We start from the raw sequence: 16,999 nt of genomic DNA, 5'->3' as shown, positions 1-16,999 counted from the left end.
ACAAGTGAAGCCTAGACGTTTTAAAACAACTATAGAAAACTTGGTTAAAAAGTTTGTCACAAGGAGTCAGCAGAGGTCATAGTAGGTAGAAATGCCGAAGGACTGAATGAAACTGCATATAAAGAAGCAAACAAATCTCTTGGATATGTATGATGAGCCCAAGTAATAGAAACGTATATGATATGAAAAGGCAGTAAAGTGTAATATGAATTCAATGATACTTTGTTAGCAATAAAGAAAGAATATGCAAGTTTCAAACCGCCCATTGCCGAACGGCACGATGTGGTGGTGTGAGAGGGGATGGAAGATAGTTAGAAATAATTATTTTCCTACTCTACTCGATTAACATCTTCTAAATAGTCTAGTAAATCTAAAACATATTCCTTTTGTAAAACCATATCTTCTTTAATCTCAAAATAATCAAATAAGACATCTTCCCCTAATTCTTTAACAAGGGTATTGATTTGATTTACTTCAGAGTCACTAGCTAAATCTTCTCTTTTATAAAAGCTTTTAAACCAATCTTTGTTTTCTGCTTTTTCTAATGCTTCATCATATTTTAAAATCATAATTATCACCTAAGTAGAATTATAACATGATTTTTATTGAATTGCTAAAAATAATAACGTTTTATCACAATAGATATTCCATATCTATCATGGTATAATAGAATAGATTTTGAGAATAGGAGGTTGACTATGGAACTACTTCAATTATATTTAGTTTTCTTTAAGCTTGGTATAGTTAATTTCGGGGGTGGATATGCACTTTTTCCACTACTTGAAAGAGAATTTGTAACGAAAAGAAAATGGGTTACGAATCAAGAGCTTGCCGATTATTACGCTGTAGGACAGTGTACACCTGGCGCATTTGCTGTAAATATTTCAACCTTCTTAGGAATTAGAAGAAAAGGAATTGTTGGTGGTATTGTTGCAACATTGGGCTTTGTATCTCCAGCATTTATTATCATTTTTATTATTGCTTCTCTTTTAACAAACTTTTCATCAAATACATATGTACTAAATGCTTTAGCTGGTATTCGTGTTTGTGTATTTTTCTTAATTGTATATGCAATTAAAAAGCTATCTAAATCTGCAATTAAGGATGTACCTGCAGGAATCCTTGCAGGGTTAATTGCAATATCTGCAATTTCCTTTAGCATTATCCCTTTATATGCATATGTAATCGTTGCTGCTATATTTGGATTAATTATTTCTTTTATTAGAGAAAAGAAGAATAAGAAAGAATTAAAAGAGGAAAAGCCAAAAGAAGAAATAAAGAAGGCTAAAGCGAAAAAGGATCATAAGCCATTTTTACAAGCTTTAGGAATGGCTACACTTGGCTTTATTGTTGGTATTACCTTAGGATTAATTGGTGCGATATCCTTTATATTTGTCAAGAATAAAAAATATCGTGAGGGTGTACTATCTAGCTTAATATTATGGTTAATCTTTGTATTTGGTATTATCTTAAGAATAGCTTTAAATACTACCATAGTTTTTGAAGTATTCTTCCAATTCTTTAAGGTAGGTGCTTTAGCATTTGGTGGTGGACTTGCAACTATTCCATTCTTAAATGAATTATCTTTATCTACAAATTGGTTTAGTCTAACCGATTTAGCAAATATGCTTGCAGTATCTGAATCCACACCTGGCGCTATGGGCGTAAATATGTCTACTTATGTAGGATATACTGTATTTGATACTTATTTAGGCAATTTAGGATTATCCTTCTTAGGTAGTATGATGTCTACCTTAGGACTTGTTGCACCATCGGTAATCGTTATTTTCTTTGTGTCCTTATTCTTAGAAAAATTTAAGGACAATAAATATGTAAATTGGATATTTTATGGACTTAGAGCTGCTTCTATAGGTTTAATATTTGCAGCTATATATTCTGTTTTAAAGGTATCCTTATTCCATCAATATGTAGATCAAAATGGAAAAGTAATTGATGCTTTAAGCTATGCATTTAATCAAGCATTTAGTAATGTTTCTAGCTTTGGAGATTTCTTTATATCTATTTGGAATTTCTTGAATTTATTATTTAATTGGAAGGCATGTGGCCTTGGTGTTGTATTCGCACTTGCTATTTTTGGCTTTAAGAAGCACCCAATCTTATATATAGCCTTTGCAGCATTCTTGGGAATTAGTTTAAATATGTATGAGCTAATTGTTGTATAGGGAGAATTATTATGCATTTATTTAAGCACTTAAGAACAATTACAAGACATCATAATAAAGTAATGAAATATTGCTTTAAATGTGGTTTATATAAACAAGGCTTATTTCATGATTTTTCTAAGCTTAGTAGAACAGAATTCTTTAATGGTGCAAGATTTTATTTAGGTACCAAAAGCCCTCATTATGCGGAAAGACAAAAGAAAGGCTATAGTGAAGCTTGGATGCATCACAAGGGAAGGAATAAGCATCATATTGAATATTGGGTTGATATTAATATGGATACTCATAAATATGAGCCTGTAGATATGCCAAATAGATATTTGGCAGAATCTATTTGTGATCGTATTGCTGCAACAGAAATATATAATGGTAAAAATGTTAAAAAAGAGGACGCTCTTAATTACTTTTATAAAGAAGGTAAATATTTAGAAATGTCCCAATTAACTAGAGAAAGAATGGAATATTTATTAAAGTATTATGTAATAAAGGGACCTAAAGAATTATTTAAATTCATAAAGAAAAATATGAGAAATCTAGATACCCAAATTCCAATGGAGGTGCTTGATGAGGGAATTATTAAAGAATAGAATTTATAAGCATTTTAAAGGAGATTATTATTTAGTTATAGATATCGCCTATGATTCTGAAACAAAGGAAGAATATGTTGTATATAGAAGACTATATGGGGATATGTCCTTATGGATTAGAAAAAAGGAAATGTTTTTAAGTGAAGTAGATCATGAAAAATATCCTAATGTAAGCCAAAAGTATCGCTTTGAATTACAAGATATTAAGAGTGTAGCCAAATGACATGTATAACATCTTTTAAAATTAATATTGCAAGGCTATCGGAAGATGAAGTTTATCAAATAATAGATTATTTGGGATTAGAGCCTGGTATTACAGAATACTTTCTGTATTATGGTTTATTAAAAAGAGATACAGAAGAGGAAGATTTTAAATTATATAATTTGTTACATGAGACATTATCTATTTTGTATCCTAAAAAGGAAATATTAAAAAGATTATTAAATATTTATCCTATATCCTATATCGTTGATGTTAAGTTTTCTAATATTGAAGATGAAATTTTAAATAATACCTCATTTACAATTGCAGAGGAATCTAAGGAATTCATAGATTATTTAGGCTGTTATTATAATTTAAATAATGGATATTTTGAAAAATAAAAAAGAAACACAGTATTAGAATTATGTTTGAAAACTGTGTTTTTTCTTTTTCTTGAAGAATTCATCTAAACGTTATATAATTAAAATACTAGATGAACGATACAGTAGGAGATTAGTCTTATGAAGGTATTGCAAACTGCAAATGAGCTTAGATTAGAACATATGCAAATGTATTTTGGGTCTAGAGACGAATTTAAAATAGAATTACCTCTAGAATCCCCTATAGTACAGGATGTCATTCAAGAAATTAATAAAAAGCTTAATGATGATTTAGAAACGGAAACATTACTAATGGAAAATACGGATATAGATAGAAATCTTTATTCTTTTTTAAGAACCTTTGATGTATTAGAAGAGGGTATGTCTTTTAAGACATTCTCTTTAAATGATCAACCAAAAAGAGAATTGATTTTAGATGAGGTTGCAATTCAAATGGTTACAAGATTTCGTCTTGTAAGAAAGCCTATTAAGGGGATGGAGGTATTTGCACTTACACCACTTACTTCCGTTTTACAGCACGGCTTAGTATATTATGATTTAGATATTTTAAATCAATATGTTTTTGATATTGTTAGTTTTTTATGTAATCATGGCTTTGCTATTGTAACAGATATTAATAATTAAGTGATTGGACTTGACTTAGGTCTAGTCCTTTACTTTTGTATTTTGGAGGGAATAATGTATAAATTCTTAAAAAAAGATTTAAAGGATTATAAGGTATGTAATGGAACATGCTACTCTATGGCAAATGGAATTGGAGGATATTCTTCAGGCTCTATTATTAATTCATTTAACCGTAAGCATTATGGTTATTTAATCGCATCATTAAAGGCTCCTGTTGAGCGTATGATGATTTTAGGTAAGATTGATGAGAAAATAGGAAATATATCCTTAGAATGCCAAGAATATGATACTGGTATTATTGATAATCATAAGTATTTAGATGAATTTACATATGATGCATATCCTACTTTTAAATATATTGTTGGAAATAAAAAAATCACAAAAAGGATTGCCCCTGTATATGGTAAAAATGAAGTAGTAGTATCTTATGAAATTGAATCTGATGAAGATACTATATTATCCTTAAATCCATTATTTAATTATAGAGATCATAGTGATGTTATCCAAAAGGAAGCTTTAGATTTTAAAGAAGAAAAGAAAAATAATTTATATATATTAACACCAAAAGCGAATGAAGATGTTTCGATTCAATTTTATTATAGTGATGGTGTAATTAAAGAAAATAAAAAGAAGATTACAGATGCACTATATTATCAATATGATTTTGAAACAGGAGATGATAGAAAGGACTATTATTATACTCCAATTACCTTAGAGGTTAAGGTTTTAAAGAATAAGGTAAATAAGATTACTATTATTTGTGCTTTAAATGAAATAGAGTGTTTTGATTCGGATAAATTAATTCAAGAATATAAGGATAGAATAGATTCCTTAAAAGAAAAATCTGGTATTAAAGATTCTTTGGCTAAAGACTTAGTTTGGAGTGCAGATTCCTTTATTAGTGAAAGAAAATCTACTGGCTTAAAGACTATTTTAGCAGGTCTACCTTGGTTTACAGATTGGGGTAGAGATACAATGATTGCATTCACTGGTTTAACATTAGTAACTAAAAGATTTGATGATGCAAAGGAAATATTAAAAAGCTTCGCATTATATGAAAAGAATGGATTAATTCCAAATATGTTCCCAGATGATGGTGGAGAGCCTTGGTATAATACTGTAGATGCATCCTTATGGTATTTTTATGCATGCTATAAGTATATTGAATATACAAAGGATAAGAAGTTTATTTTAGAAGAAATCTATCCAACCTTACAAAATATCATTTATGCATATTCTCATAAAACTGATAACAATATTCATATGGATAGTGATAATTTAGTTTCCTGTGGAGATAAGGATACTCAAATTACTTGGATGGATGTTAAAACGAATGGTATTGCAGTTACACCAAGATTTGGTAAGCCTGTTGAAATTAACGCATTATGGTATAATGCATTAAGAATTATGGATATATTATCTAAGGATGCCAATGATCCAACAGATTATATGTCTATGGCTATGGCAGTAAAGAAGAGCTTTAATGAAAAGTTCTATAATAAAGAAACTGGTTGCCTATATGATACAGTAGAACCATATGATCCAAAGATTAGACCAAATCAATGCTTTGCATTATCATTACCATTTAAGGTTGTTGATGAGAATTATGTAAAGAGTATTTTTGATGTAATCACAAAGGATTTATATAATGTTTATGGCCTAAGAAGTCTATCTCCAAGAGATCCTGAATTTAAGCCTAAATATGAAGGCTCCTTATGGGATAGAGATATGGCTTACCATATGGGTACAACATGGGGATTCTTGATTGGAACTTATTTTGATGCATATTTATATGTAAATAAGAAGAATCCTAATGTAAAGAATGAAATAAATGTAATGGCTCATAAATTTGAAAAGCATTTGAATGAAGGCTGTTTAAATGGTGTTGCAGAAATCTTTGATGGTGATATTGCAAATAGAACAAGAGGATGCTATAACCAGGCTTGGAGTATTGGTGAATTATTAAGAAGCTACTATGAAAATGTATTAAAATAGCATGGTATAATCTTTTTAAAAATACGACAAAAATCATCAATATACCTATTAAAGGTATACAAAATATATGTTCAGTTAGACAAAAAAGATTTTTATGTATAACTATTGACAAAAAGATATTCTAGGGTTAGAATAAAATAAACCGTTGATTTGGAAGTTAGTCAGTTAGCGCATAAATAGAGAGCAGGGGATGGTGGAAGCCCTGTTAAAGCGGAATTGAAAGTGGGCCAAAGAGGGTTTCTGTGAAGATAGTAGTAGAAAACGGGAGCTCCCGTTACAGGGCTAGAATGTGATGGCATTCGATAAAGGTGGCTTAATTATAAGCAATTTAGGTGGTACCGCAGGTATATTCATGCTTGTCCTATATAAGGACAGGCATTTTTTTGTTTTTAAGCCATAATCTCCATCAAAAAAGAATAATAAATTAAAAGAGGAGAAAAGAAACATGAAAAAATTATTCAAAGCAGTAGTAGCATTAGGAGCAGTAGCATTAACAGGAGCAGCATTAGCATCCTGTGGAGGATCAAACGAGGTTGATATCCACGCAAATAAGATTGGTACAGGTGACCAAAAGATTGCAGTAGTAAAGTATTTAAGCCATACATCCTTAAATATGATTGAGGATGCAATCGTAGAAGAAATCGTGGATAAGCTAGATGAATCCAAATATACATTAACAAAATATGATGGTGCAGCAGATTCTGCAATTATTTCTCAGACACTATCTCAATTAAAATCAGAAAATACAGATATCGTAATTTGTATTGCAACTCCAGTTGCAGTAGCAGCTAAAGCAGCATTCGTAGGAACAGATACTAAGGTTGTATTTGCAGCAGTATCTGACCCAGTTGCAGCAGATATCGTATCTAATTTAGATGCACCAGAAGGAAACATCACAGGTACAAGTGATGCAGTAGATTTAGAAAAGCAGCTAGAGCTTGCATACCAGGTAAATCCAAATTTAAAGAAGATTGGTTATATCTATACCGGTGGTGAAGCAAACTCAGTTGCAAATCTTAACCGCCTAACAGAGCTTGCAGAGACTAAGGACTTAGAGCTACTTGACCGCCAGATTTCAACTCCAGCTGAAATCACTGAGGTTGCCAATGCGCTTGTATCTAAGGTAGACGCATTAATTGTTACTGATGATAATAATGTAGCATCTGCAATGCCTACATTATCTACAATTCTAATTGAAAATAAGGTACCTTGCTACTGTGCAGCAGATTCTGAAATCATGGATGGTGGTATGATGGGTTACTCTATTAATTATGTAAAGCTTGGTAAGGACACTGCTGATATGGCAGTAGATTTACTTGGTGGTAAGGCAGTTAAGGATGTTCCTGTTAAGGTATATCAATCTAATGAGCTTGCATTATACTATAATTCTATTTTCGTAAATAATGCAAATATCACAATTCCTGCTGAATTATTAGCAAAGGCTATAGATTTAGCAAAAGCTTAGTATTATACGAGGGGGGTGTCAATATGAACATTGACACATATTCAGTTGCGTTAATCTTCACAGTCTTAGGGCTTGGAGTATTTCTATCCTTCCGAATTTTAAATATTACGGATTTAACAATAGAAGCATCCTATGCATTTGGTGCAGTATTATGTGCAAAGCTATGTAAGGCAGTCAATCCATACTTAGCATTACTTGTTGCATACTTAGGTGGTGCAGGTGCAGGATTAATTACTGCACTATTGCATACCAAATTAAAAATCAATGCCATATTATCTGGTATATTAACTCTAACGGCATTTTATTCAGTGAATCTAATTGTTGCTAATGGAGATTTATCTATAGCACTAAAGGGATATACAACTACTGGAATTGCCAATTATACAATATTCCCAGATAATGCATGGTTTAAGCTATTAATCTTGCTTGCGATTGTAGTTATATTAATGGGCTTAATGTCATTATTCTTTAGATCAAAGCTAGGCTTATCCATTAGAGCCTGTGGAGATAATGAGCAAATGGCAAAAACACAATCTATTTCTACAGACAATATGAAGATTATTGGCTTAATGATTTCTAATGGATTAGTTGGACTTGCAGGTGCACTATTCACACAGTTTAATGCATCCTATGCAGCATATTTAGAAAAGGGTGTAATGGTTGTTGGTGTTGCTACAATCATTATTGGTGAGGTTATTACATTTAAAAAGCATAACCTAGATTTAATGCTAGTAGGTATATTAGCAGGCTCTATTGTTTATCGTGTTATTTATTCAGTTATTCTAGAATTATCTTCAATTCCAGCAAGAAATTTACAGCTTATTCAAGCAAGCTTCCTAGTAGTTATTTTAGTAGCAGGTGCTATTGCAGATAGCTTTAAAAATAAGCAAAAGCTTAAGAAGGTTAACCTAGTAGATGCTATAGCAAAGGAGGATGACTCTAATGCTTAATATTTCAAATTTAACTGTTGGCTTTGATATTGGAACTCCTACAGAAAAGCTCGTATTAAAGAATTTTAATTTAGAAGTAAATGATGGAGAATTTATCGTATTATTAGGCTCTAATGGTGCAGGTAAATCTACATTATTTAATGCAATTTTAGGCACAGTTCCTTATTTAGGAGATATTACCTTAAATGGTAAGCTATTAAATAAGATGCCACAGCAAAAAAGAACAAAATTTGTTGGTGTTGTATACCAAGATCCACTAAGAGGTACAGCACCAAATTTAAGAGTATATGATAATATCTTGTTATCAAAAAAGGCTCCAAGCTTCTATTTTATAAGAAGATTATTTAAGCTTAATCCATTTAATGATATAATAGATAATAATTACCCCTATACATTCTTTGGATATAGAAGAAAAATAAAAAAAGAAGCGATGGAAGAAATTAAAAGCTATGATTTAGGGCTTGAGAACCAATTTGAAACTCAAGCAAAGAAGCTATCTGGTGGCCAAAGACAGGCATTAACCTTGTATATGGCATCGAATTCTAATCCTGAATTATTACTTTTAGATGAGCATACTGCAGCCTTAGACCCAAAGACACAGGATATTGTTATGGAAATAACAAATCGTATTGTATCTGAAAAAAAGGTTACTACATTAATGATTACTCATAATTTAAAGACTGCTTTAAAATATGGTACAAGATTAATCATTTTAAATGAGGGAAAGGTTGTTGTGGATCTATCTGGGGATTTAAAGAAGAATGCTACAGAAGAAGAGCTATTAAAGCTATATTCAAAGCATTTTTCTGATAACATTTTATTTAGTGAAAAATAGAAAGGATAAGTACTATGAAAATTGAAAATGTTGATTTTGAAACTTATTTAAAGAATTATCCAAATGAGGATGGCTTTTTTGGAAAATATGGTGGAGCATATATTCCTGAGGAATTAAAGCCAGCATTTATTGAAATTACAGAGGCTTATCAAACCATTTGTCATTCCTCTCAATTCATTAATGAATTAAGAAGAATTAGAAAGGAATTCCAAGGAAGACCTACTCCTGTATATCACTGTGAAAGATTATCTAAATATTGTGGTGGAGCTCAAATCTATTTAAAAAGAGAGGATTTAAACCATACAGGTGCACATAAGATTAATCACTGTATGGGTGAGGGCTTACTTGCAAAATTCATGGGCAAGAAAAAGATTATTGCAGAAACCGGTGCGGGCCAGCATGGTGTTGCTCTTGCTACTGCAGCAGCATATTTTGGCTTAGAATGCGATATTTATATGGGTGCTGTAGATATTAAAAAGCAAGCACCTAATGTAAGCAGAATGCGTCTTTTAGGCGCAAATGTTGTAGAGGTTACGGATGGACAGCAAACCTTAAAGGAAGCAGTAGATGCCGCATTTAATGCTTATTTAAAGGAATATAAGGACTGTATTTATTGTATTGGCTCTGTTGTAGGACCTCATCCATTCCCACTAATGGTAAGAGATTTCCAAAGTGTTGTTGGATTTGAGGCAAAGGATCAATTTAAGGAAATGACAGGCTTGATGCCAGATGTCGTATGTGCATGTGTTGGAGGTGGCTCTAACTCTGCAGGTATGTTTATTCCTTTTGTGAATGAGCCTGTTGAAATTGTTGGTGTTGAACCACTAGGTAAGGGTAAAGAAAGAGGAAATCACGCTGCAAGTATTACCTATGGTGAAGAAGGTATTATGCATGGCTTTAATTCCTTAATGTTAAAGGATGAAAAGGGAGAGCCAGATTTAGTTTATTCTGTTGCATCAGGACTAGATTATCCATCTGTTGGACCTGAGCATGCCTTCTTACATGATTTAGGTAGAGTTAAATATGATACTGTATCTGATGAAGAGGCACTTGAGGCATTCTATTTATTATCTCGCTTAGAGGGTATTATTCCTGCCATTGAATCTGCTCATGCGGTTGCCTATGCTATGCGTTTAGCTCGTACTAAGAAAAAGACAGGTACGATTCTAGTTAACCTATCTGGTAGAGGCGATAAGGATATGGACTATATCATTGAAAAATATGGTATTGATTATTTAGAAAAGCATAACATTAAACTATAGTTTAAAAGGGGAAAATCCCCTTTTTTTCTTTTGAAAAATCGGTTATAATAAAATAATCAAGATAAAAGGAGTACGATTATGAAATTTTTAATGCTATTTGCAGATAACTTTGAGGATGTTGAGGCCATCGCAACCCTAGATGTATTAAAGCGTGGTGGAGAGGAAATCACCTGTGCATCAATTATGGGAAGATTAAATGTCCAAACAAAGTGTGGGAATATATTGACTGTAGATTCTCTAATTGAAGATGTAATTGACTTAAAAAGCTATGATTGTTTGATTATCCCTGGAGGACCTGGTTCATTTCGAATTATGCCAAACGTTCCAATTGTTACAGAATTAATTCATACTTTTGTAAAAAATGATAAGGTAGTAGCTTCCATTTGTGCTGCTCCCCATTTAGTTGGAAAGCTTGGTTACTTTAAGGATAGATTATATACTGTTCATCCTGGTTTTGAAGGGGAAATCATTGGAGGAACTTATTTAAGAGATAAGGGAGTAGTTGTAGATGGTAAATTTATTACTGCAAAATCTATGTATTATTCTATTGAGTTTGGTTTAGCAATTTATGAATTTTTCCATGGATATGAAAAGAAAGAGGCATTAAGAAAAGCCTGTCAGGGAGAAAAATAATCATAAGTAGTGGTATTGATGAAGATAAAAAGGGATTAGAAAAGGCACAGGATTAGTTTTCTGTGCCTTCTTTTTCTATATTCTCTTTTTCTTCCTTTAATTTTTTCTTTTCCTCTTTTGTTAATGGCACTGGATCATATGCCATTTTATGCAAGGGATTGCAACGAATTAATCTCCATGCAGTTAAAGCACTCGCTTTAACAAAATTGAATTTTTCATAGCATTCCATTGCATAGTGAGAACAGGTTGGATAAAACTTGCATTTTGGAGGACGTCCATTATTGCTATCTTGGTAATTCTTTATTAATCTTCTAGCTAATTTATTTCTCATAGGCTCCTCCTTTATATCCCTATTATACATTATTTCTTCTTGAAAAGGCATTCATTTTTTTCTTATTTAGAAATCTTTATTTTTATATAATAAAATGTTATAATGTTTAAAAATCCGCATTGGAGATGGACTCAAATGGACATTAAAGAAGCTTTTTTTAAATACGTTTCAAAAAACTATAAAGATATAGCTTTTCAAGATCGAGAGGATTCTTTATTTCCTGATGTTGATACTGGCTATACAGTAGTTAAAATTGTATATAATAAGGCATATCATTCTTTAGATATGCGTTTTAATGGTATGGGTGATTATGAGGCAATTTTTGGTAAATATGCATATCCTGTACTAATGAAATATAGAGATTTTTCTATTTGGAAAATGGCATCTGCAAGAGTAATTCGTGTTAAAGTTCCATGTATGACAGAAGAAACAGGCTTTATTGAAGAGGATTGCGATGAGCAAATGGAAAGAGTAAGAACCTTAATGGAAATCTTATCTCAAATTGATGTTGGCTTAATGTATGCAGAGCAAAGAGCAATAAAGAATGAAAAGGTTAGTGAATATGCTACTATGATTGAGACTCAAGATTATGTTAGAGAATATAATAAGGAGCTCAATTTAAGAAATAGAGAAAGAGAAGAATTTGGTAATGATCCTTACGGAAAGAAAGGATTATTATATCGCTTATCTGCTATGCAAAAAGGCATTAATTCTTTTATTGCAGCACATAGTGATTTTATTACAAAAAATAATGATACAACATGCGTTATTCTTTTAATGAAATATAAGAAAGAAACAGATGCGATGATTAAGGAGATTTTATAATGGGATTTCATTTATTTAAGCCAAGAGGAGCAACAAAGAAGAATTATATTGCTCGTGAAAAGGATCTATATATTGCCTTAGAAACACTTAAAGAAGTATGTAAGCAAGGAAAGATAGAGAAAGATTGCTATGTTGTAACATCTTCGAATCCTTCTTACAGAAGAGCTTTTGATTTGTCTTATTCTTTAGTTAAATTCTATACAAAGTTTCGTGAGGAATCTAAAGAATTTATGTTTAAACGAAATTTTTTATTAACAAAAACAAGAGGATTGTTTTCGCATCAAGAAAATGAAAAAGCCGCTTTTGCAGATATTTATTATGTTAAATGTGAGCTTATGGATTCTCTTCCGTCTACTTATTTTAAAATGTTTCACTTAAATAAAAGCTTTGGAGAAGAGTTGCCTGAAGATTTAGATTATGAAAAAACAAAGGACAAAGAATAGTATTCAGCATCCTTTTTCACCAATTATTTACCCAAACTCAAAAATACTAATATTAGGCTCTTTTCCATCTGTAATTTCAAGAGAAAATGACTTTTATTATGGAAATTCTAAAAATCGTTTTTGGAAAGTATTGGGGTTGATTTTTGATAAAGATTTTATATCTTTATCTAATGAAGAAAAAGTAAATGCTTTAAAAGAATTACATATTGCGCTATATGATGTTGTATATTCCTGTACCATAGATAATTCTAGTGATTCTTCTATAGAAGATGTCGTTTATGCAGATATTCCATCTTTAATAGAGAATACTGAAATAAACCATATCTATTGCAATGGTAAAAAAGCATATGCGCTTTTATTAAAAGCATACCCAATGTATAAAGATAGGACAGTTCTTTTACCATCTACATCCCCTGCGAATGCAGCTTGGAATATAGATAGGCTTTTTGAAAAATGGAAGGAATTAAAATTGCATTAAAAAAACTCCAACAACCCTGTTGGAGTTTTCTTTTAATATTACTTTTGTTCAGCTAGTGTTTTAAGTAGCTTATCTTGTAATGCCTGTGGCATTGCTTCATAGTTAGAGAATTCACGAACGAAGAATCCAGAACCTTGAGTTAAGGACTTAAGGTCATTTGTGTATTCTTGAATTTCAGATTCAGGAACTAAAGCTGTAATCTTTTGGTTACCTCTAGAATTTACATCCATGCCTGTAACCTTAGCACGACGCTGATTTAAGTCAGAAATGATATCTCCTACCATGTCTGCTTCAACAGTAACAGTAATTTTAATGATTGGTTCTAGAATAACTGGCTTACAATTCATATAAGCATCCTTGAAAGCAAGGATAGCAGCCATCTTAAATGCCAATTCATTAGAGTCTACAGCATGGTATTTACCATCCTTAAGGATAGCGTGAACACCGATTACTGGGAATCCAGCAAGTAGACCCTTTTCACAAGCCTCATAGAAGCCCTTTTCAACTGCTGGAAAGTAGTTCTTAGGAACTGCACCACCAAATACTTCTTCAGAGAAAGTATTTTCTGGAGCTGGTTTAAATTCCATTTCAACAACACCATAAAAACCAGAACCACCAGACTGCTTAATGTATCTACCATTACCAGTTGCAGCCCCACGGATTGTCTCGCGATAAACAATCTTGGAATCCTCAGTTGTTAAATTAAGCTTATATGTGTTTTTCATTCTTTCAAGCAAATAAGAAAGGTGAGATATACCTAATGTACCGATTAATAACTGATTTGTTTCAGGGTTACGCTTAACCTCAATAGATTTATCTTCAAGACAAATCTTTGCAAGAACATTACCAAGCTTTTCTTCATCACTCTTAGAGGATGTTAAAAGAGCCTTGTAATAAACAGCTGTTGGATAATCTATTTCTGGATATGTAATCTTAGAAGAAGGAGAAGATAATGTCATTGAGTTTTCAACTCCATCTGCCTTTACAATACAACCAATATCACCAGCGGTAAGTTCATTAACTGGAGTCATCTTTGAACCAGTAACTGTATTTAACTGAGATACTTGGATATCCTTATCTAGTTTGGATACATGAATAGTATCTCCAACCTTAATCTTACCTGAATTTACTTTGAAGATGTTTGCTGTACCAAAATATGGGTCAACCATAGTTTTGAATACAAAAGCACTAAATGGCTCTTCATCTAAAGTCTTTCTTTCTACTGGATTACCATCCATATCTTCACCCTCAATTGGATTTAAATCCTGAGGATTTGGAAGATAGTCAATCATCATATCAAGTAATGTATGGATACCAATTCCCTTAATTGCAGAACCAACAAGTACTGGAATTAGTTCACTACCTAATACGGATTTTCTTAATCCCTCTTGGATTTCTTCACGAGTTAATTGTTCACCCATAAAGAACTTTTCCATTAATTCTTCACTAGTTTCAGCAACAGCTTCCACCATTTGGTTATGAAGTTCAAGTACTGCAGCACGCTTGTCAGGATAGATTTCAGCATCCTCGCATTCCTTGCCATTAAATTTTCTTGCAGTTAATGTAACACAGTTAACGAATCCATCGAATCCGTCATTGTGTCCCATTGGGTAGCAGAATGGAATAGCATTCTTACCAAGCTTTGTACGGATATCATCCATTAGCTTGTCGAAATGAACATCTGGCTTATCCATTTTATTTACATAGATAATTGTTGGGATGTTTTTCTTTCTTAAGAAATTCCAATGTTTTACTGTACCAACTTCAACGCCCTTAGAGGCATCAATTAGTAATACAGCACCCTTTACTACACTTATTGCAGAAATTGTATCTGTAATAAAGTCGTCGCTACCTGGGCAGTCTATTAAGTTGATCTTAGTACCCTTATACTCTAATGGTAAAATCGCAGAATGTACGCTTGACTTTCTGCTCTTTTCCTCTGGCGTGTAGTCAGAAATAGAAGTACCTGCATCGACAGAACCCTTTGCATTTCCTGTTGCGGCTGCATAAAGAGTCTCTGCAAGAGTTGTTTTACCGGACTGCAGGTGTCCTAAAAGCACAATGTTTCGAATATTTTTCATAAAGTATACGTCCTTTCTTATTTACTTTGTAAACGTTTTCGCTTGTTTATATATTATAACACATTTTTTTTGTTTTGAAACCTTATTTTTCTTATAAACTTTTAATAAAGGTAAAAATGAGTTAAAAACTTCAATTTTTTGGAATCAAAAATAGGTAAAAACGAAAAAAATAATATTCTCTATGTGATATTTGTTTTTCTCTTTAAAATGGCAAAAGAATAGTATATAATTATATATACTATGACATTTTTTGGAGGTAGCTACATGGAACTAAATTATTCAAAAAATCAAATTATATTATATGGAAAGGTTTGTAAGCTTGACACATTAATTAATAAGCTTTCTTCATTATCTGGAGAACAGGTGTATCATTTTTTAATTGACCGTACAACACAGCTTCCAAGAAGAATCAATTGTATGGCAATGATTTCTGTTTTAAACAACAGAATCAAGTTCTTGCATTCGAATTCCATGCCAAAGGATGCCTTTGTTAAGCTACAATATTATGCTAGCTATAGTGAGCAGCAATTATTTATGCTATTTAATAAGATTTGTGATGAAACAGATTTCCAAACATATAGAAAAAATTTATTTTCATTGATTATTGATAATTATCAAGAGTTAAATCTAAATGATGGAGAGCTTATGTATTTAAAAAATTTAAATAAGCAGTCCATTGGTTCATTCCCAGATTATTTCAATTACATTACTGGCGCAAGCTTAGAGCAAGATAATACTTTTGATGGCCAGGATGTTACTGTATTAAAAAATAATTTGCAATATTCTGCATCCAATCAGGATATCTTTGATTTAGCTGGAAAATATGGCGTACCACTTCCTCAAAGATTAAAAAGAGAAGAATACTTAGAATTCATTTTTGATTACTTAAAGAGAAAAGGTACATATTCCGAAAGCGTACAAAATGAATTAAATGAAATGAATATTACGCAAATTTCTACATACGCAAGAAGAACTGGTATTCCTATGCAGCCAAATATGTCTAAGACAGAATTAATTACATATTTCTTCTATTTCTTAGACCAATGCGAAATACCAACAACCTCTATGAGTGAAATTAAATCTTCACCTAAATATGAGCCATTAGAATTTAGAGTGGATTTACAAGCAATTGATTCTTTTGGTACGAGTGAGCCAAAGAGAGTTATTTATTATGCTGGTGACCATGAAGATTCTTCTGAAATGGCAGAGGTTATTAAAGAAGCATTAAAGGCTGAAGAGGAAGTTCAAGAGGAAATTATTGAAGAGACTAAACCAGTTGTTGAAGAAGAGGTTGAAACGAAAGTAGTAGAAGAAACTCCTATTCAACCAGTTATTGAAGAGCCTAAAGAAGAAGAGAAAGAAGAAAACCTAGAAGAGATTGCTCCTTGGAAGTTTATTGTTAAAAGCCAAGAACAAGCAAAGGCTGAAGAGGAAGCAATTTTAGCTGCTAAGAAAGAAGAAGAATTGCTTGCAGAAGATATAATTAATGAAACCCTTGCACAAATTAAAACAAAGGAAGTTCAAGAAGAGGTTGAACCAACGATTGCTATTGATACAAATAAGGTAGAACAAAATCCTGAATTTGGTAGTGGTAAGATTGAGTCTTTAGCTAATAGCAAGAGTAGATTGGTTTTATTAAGTGTATCCTTAGGTGTTGCTGCAGCAGTTATGATTTTTATTGTTGTTGCGATGCTAGTTTTATAA

The 16,999-nt window shown here is 31.9% G+C and carries 18 protein-coding genes and 1 other annotated feature; of the genes, 15 read left to right on the top strand and 3 right to left on the bottom strand.

The features are described from left to right. Nucleotides 1–329: 329 nt before the first annotated feature. Nucleotides 330–569 (bottom strand): hypothetical protein, encoded by a 240-nt coding sequence (locus EI71_RS04695; RefSeq protein WP_119016092.1) that lies wholly within the window; start codon nt 567–569, stop codon nt 330–332. Between the two features lie 129 nt (nt 570–698). Between EI71_RS04695 and EI71_RS10350 the strand changes: the two genes are divergently transcribed. The 11 genes from EI71_RS10350 (at nt 699) to EI71_RS04635 (ending at nt 11,137) form a co-directional block, all read left to right on the top strand. Beyond that, complete coding sequence (locus EI71_RS10350) at nt 699–2,183, top strand: chromate transporter (RefSeq protein ID WP_211321037.1); 1,485 nt, start codon at nt 699–701, stop codon at nt 2,181–2,183. Between the two features lie 11 nt (nt 2,184–2,194). Then, nucleotides 2,195–2,770: a DUF5662 family protein gene (locus EI71_RS04680; protein WP_119016091.1), complete on the top strand. Its 576-nt coding sequence runs from the start codon at nt 2,195–2,197 to the stop codon at nt 2,768–2,770. Then, the gene (locus EI71_RS04675; protein WP_162849772.1) at nt 2,748–2,993 is read left to right on the top strand and encodes a DUF1653 domain-containing protein; all 246 of its coding nucleotides are present in this window, start codon (nt 2,748–2,750) and stop codon (nt 2,991–2,993) included. The genes EI71_RS04680 and EI71_RS04675 overlap by 23 nt, the downstream gene beginning before the upstream one ends. Then, nucleotides 2,990–3,373, top strand: coding sequence for a hypothetical protein (locus EI71_RS04670; RefSeq protein ID WP_119016089.1), 384 nt, complete (start codon nt 2,990–2,992; stop codon nt 3,371–3,373). Before EI71_RS04675 ends, EI71_RS04670 begins: the two co-directional genes overlap by 4 nt. A 120-nt stretch (nt 3,374–3,493) precedes the next feature. Then, nucleotides 3,494–3,997: a hypothetical protein gene (locus EI71_RS04665; RefSeq protein WP_119016088.1), complete on the top strand. Its 504-nt coding sequence runs from the start codon at nt 3,494–3,496 to the stop codon at nt 3,995–3,997. Nucleotides 3,998–4,051: 54 nt separating this feature from the next. Then, nucleotides 4,052–5,992, top strand: a complete 1,941-nt coding sequence (locus tag EI71_RS04660) for an amylo-alpha-1,6-glucosidase (RefSeq protein WP_119016087.1) — start codon at nt 4,052–4,054, stop codon at nt 5,990–5,992. A 136-nt stretch (nt 5,993–6,128) separates the two neighbouring features. Further along, nucleotides 6,129–6,359: a binding site (T-box leader), on the top strand. A gap of 78 nt (nt 6,360–6,437) precedes the next feature. Next, entirely contained in the window at nt 6,438–7,457 is a 1,020-nt protein-coding gene (locus EI71_RS04655) for an ABC transporter substrate-binding protein (RefSeq protein ID WP_119016086.1), read from the top strand. A gap of 23 nt (nt 7,458–7,480) precedes the next feature. Next, nucleotides 7,481–8,407 carry an ABC transporter permease gene (locus EI71_RS04650; protein ID WP_119016085.1) on the top strand — a complete coding sequence of 309 codons (927 nt, stop codon included), beginning with the start codon at nt 7,481–7,483 and terminating at the stop codon, nt 8,405–8,407. Next, a complete protein-coding gene (locus tag EI71_RS04645) occupies nt 8,400–9,242 on the top strand; it encodes an ABC transporter ATP-binding protein (RefSeq protein WP_162849771.1) in 843 nt (280 codons plus the stop codon). The genes EI71_RS04650 and EI71_RS04645 overlap by 8 nt, the downstream gene beginning before the upstream one ends. A gap of 14 nt (nt 9,243–9,256) precedes the next feature. Beyond that, nucleotides 9,257–10,504, top strand: a complete 1,248-nt coding sequence (gene trpB, locus EI71_RS04640) for a tryptophan synthase subunit beta (RefSeq protein WP_119016083.1) — start codon at nt 9,257–9,259, stop codon at nt 10,502–10,504. Nucleotides 10,505–10,582: 78 nt separating this feature from the next. Further along, nucleotides 10,583–11,137: a DJ-1/PfpI family protein gene (locus EI71_RS04635; RefSeq protein ID WP_119016082.1), complete on the top strand. Its 555-nt coding sequence runs from the start codon at nt 10,583–10,585 to the stop codon at nt 11,135–11,137. A gap of 52 nt (nt 11,138–11,189) precedes the next feature. On the opposite strand, the gene yidD is transcribed toward EI71_RS04635, so the two are convergent. Beyond that, entirely contained in the window at nt 11,190–11,468 is a 279-nt protein-coding gene (gene yidD / locus EI71_RS04630) for a membrane protein insertion efficiency factor YidD (RefSeq protein WP_119016081.1), read from the bottom strand. Between the two features lie 135 nt (nt 11,469–11,603). Here yidD and EI71_RS04625 point away from each other — a divergent pair, with 135 nt between their 5' ends. Genes EI71_RS04625 through EI71_RS04615 form a run of 3 tightly spaced genes read left to right on the top strand, consistent with a single transcriptional unit; the run spans nt 11,604 to nt 13,214 of the window. After that, complete coding sequence (locus tag EI71_RS04625; RefSeq protein WP_119016080.1) at nt 11,604–12,293, top strand: hypothetical protein; 690 nt, start codon at nt 11,604–11,606, stop codon at nt 12,291–12,293. Continuing rightward, complete coding sequence (locus EI71_RS04620; protein WP_119016079.1) at nt 12,293–12,736, top strand: hypothetical protein; 444 nt, start codon at nt 12,293–12,295, stop codon at nt 12,734–12,736. The genes EI71_RS04625 and EI71_RS04620 overlap by 1 nt, the downstream gene beginning before the upstream one ends. Further along, nucleotides 12,711–13,214: a DNA-deoxyinosine glycosylase gene (locus EI71_RS04615; RefSeq protein WP_119016078.1), complete on the top strand. Its 504-nt coding sequence runs from the start codon at nt 12,711–12,713 to the stop codon at nt 13,212–13,214. Before EI71_RS04620 ends, EI71_RS04615 begins: the two co-directional genes overlap by 26 nt. A gap of 38 nt (nt 13,215–13,252) precedes the next feature. Here the strand turns inward: EI71_RS04615 and EI71_RS04610 are convergent, their stop codons facing one another. Beyond that, the gene (locus tag EI71_RS04610; protein WP_119016077.1) at nt 13,253–15,295 is read right to left on the bottom strand and encodes an elongation factor G; all 2,043 of its coding nucleotides are present in this window, start codon (nt 15,293–15,295) and stop codon (nt 13,253–13,255) included. 264 nt (nt 15,296–15,559) lie between these two features. Here EI71_RS04610 and EI71_RS04605 point away from each other — a divergent pair, with 264 nt between their 5' ends. Further along, nucleotides 15,560–16,999, top strand: coding sequence for a hypothetical protein (locus EI71_RS04605; protein WP_119016076.1), 1,440 nt, complete (start codon nt 15,560–15,562; stop codon nt 16,997–16,999).

The organism is Anaeroplasma bactoclasticum (assembly GCF_003550015.1).
Taxonomy (GTDB): Bacteria; Bacillota_I; Bacilli_A; order Acholeplasmatales; family Anaeroplasmataceae; genus Anaeroplasma; species Anaeroplasma bactoclasticum.
Note: the sequence above shows the minus strand (reverse complement) of the source record. Positions and strands in the feature narration are given on the sequence as shown.

What these genes read in the sequence shown, in the direction of transcription:
- EI71_RS04695 (WP_119016092.1), bottom strand. Translation starts at nt 569, where the DNA reads ATGATTTTAAAATATGATGAAGCATTAGAAAAAGCAGAAAACAAAGAT.
- EI71_RS10350 (WP_211321037.1), top strand. Translation starts at nt 699, where the DNA reads ATGGAACTACTTCAATTATATTTAGTTTTCTTTAAGCTTGGTATAGTT.
- EI71_RS04680 (WP_119016091.1), top strand. Translation starts at nt 2,195, where the DNA reads ATGCATTTATTTAAGCACTTAAGAACAATTACAAGACATCATAATAAA.
- EI71_RS04675 (WP_162849772.1), top strand. Translation starts at nt 2,748, where the DNA reads ATGAGGGAATTATTAAAGAATAGAATTTATAAGCATTTTAAAGGAGAT.
- EI71_RS04670 (WP_119016089.1), top strand. Translation starts at nt 2,990, where the DNA reads ATGACATGTATAACATCTTTTAAAATTAATATTGCAAGGCTATCGGAA.
- EI71_RS04665 (WP_119016088.1), top strand. Translation starts at nt 3,494, where the DNA reads ATGAAGGTATTGCAAACTGCAAATGAGCTTAGATTAGAACATATGCAA.
- EI71_RS04660 (WP_119016087.1), top strand. Translation starts at nt 4,052, where the DNA reads ATGTATAAATTCTTAAAAAAAGATTTAAAGGATTATAAGGTATGTAAT.
- EI71_RS04655 (WP_119016086.1), top strand. Translation starts at nt 6,438, where the DNA reads ATGAAAAAATTATTCAAAGCAGTAGTAGCATTAGGAGCAGTAGCATTA.
- EI71_RS04650 (WP_119016085.1), top strand. Translation starts at nt 7,481, where the DNA reads ATGAACATTGACACATATTCAGTTGCGTTAATCTTCACAGTCTTAGGG.
- EI71_RS04645 (WP_162849771.1), top strand. Translation starts at nt 8,400, where the DNA reads ATGCTTAATATTTCAAATTTAACTGTTGGCTTTGATATTGGAACTCCT.
- trpB (WP_119016083.1), top strand. Translation starts at nt 9,257, where the DNA reads ATGAAAATTGAAAATGTTGATTTTGAAACTTATTTAAAGAATTATCCA.
- EI71_RS04635 (WP_119016082.1), top strand. Translation starts at nt 10,583, where the DNA reads ATGAAATTTTTAATGCTATTTGCAGATAACTTTGAGGATGTTGAGGCC.
- yidD (WP_119016081.1), bottom strand. Translation starts at nt 11,468, where the DNA reads ATGAGAAATAAATTAGCTAGAAGATTAATAAAGAATTACCAAGATAGC.
- EI71_RS04625 (WP_119016080.1), top strand. Translation starts at nt 11,604, where the DNA reads ATGGACATTAAAGAAGCTTTTTTTAAATACGTTTCAAAAAACTATAAA.
- EI71_RS04620 (WP_119016079.1), top strand. Translation starts at nt 12,293, where the DNA reads ATGGGATTTCATTTATTTAAGCCAAGAGGAGCAACAAAGAAGAATTAT.
- EI71_RS04615 (WP_119016078.1), top strand. Translation starts at nt 12,711, where the DNA reads ATGAAAAAACAAAGGACAAAGAATAGTATTCAGCATCCTTTTTCACCA.
- EI71_RS04610 (WP_119016077.1), bottom strand. Translation starts at nt 15,295, where the DNA reads ATGAAAAATATTCGAAACATTGTGCTTTTAGGACACCTGCAGTCCGGT.
- EI71_RS04605 (WP_119016076.1), top strand. Translation starts at nt 15,560, where the DNA reads ATGGAACTAAATTATTCAAAAAATCAAATTATATTATATGGAAAGGTT.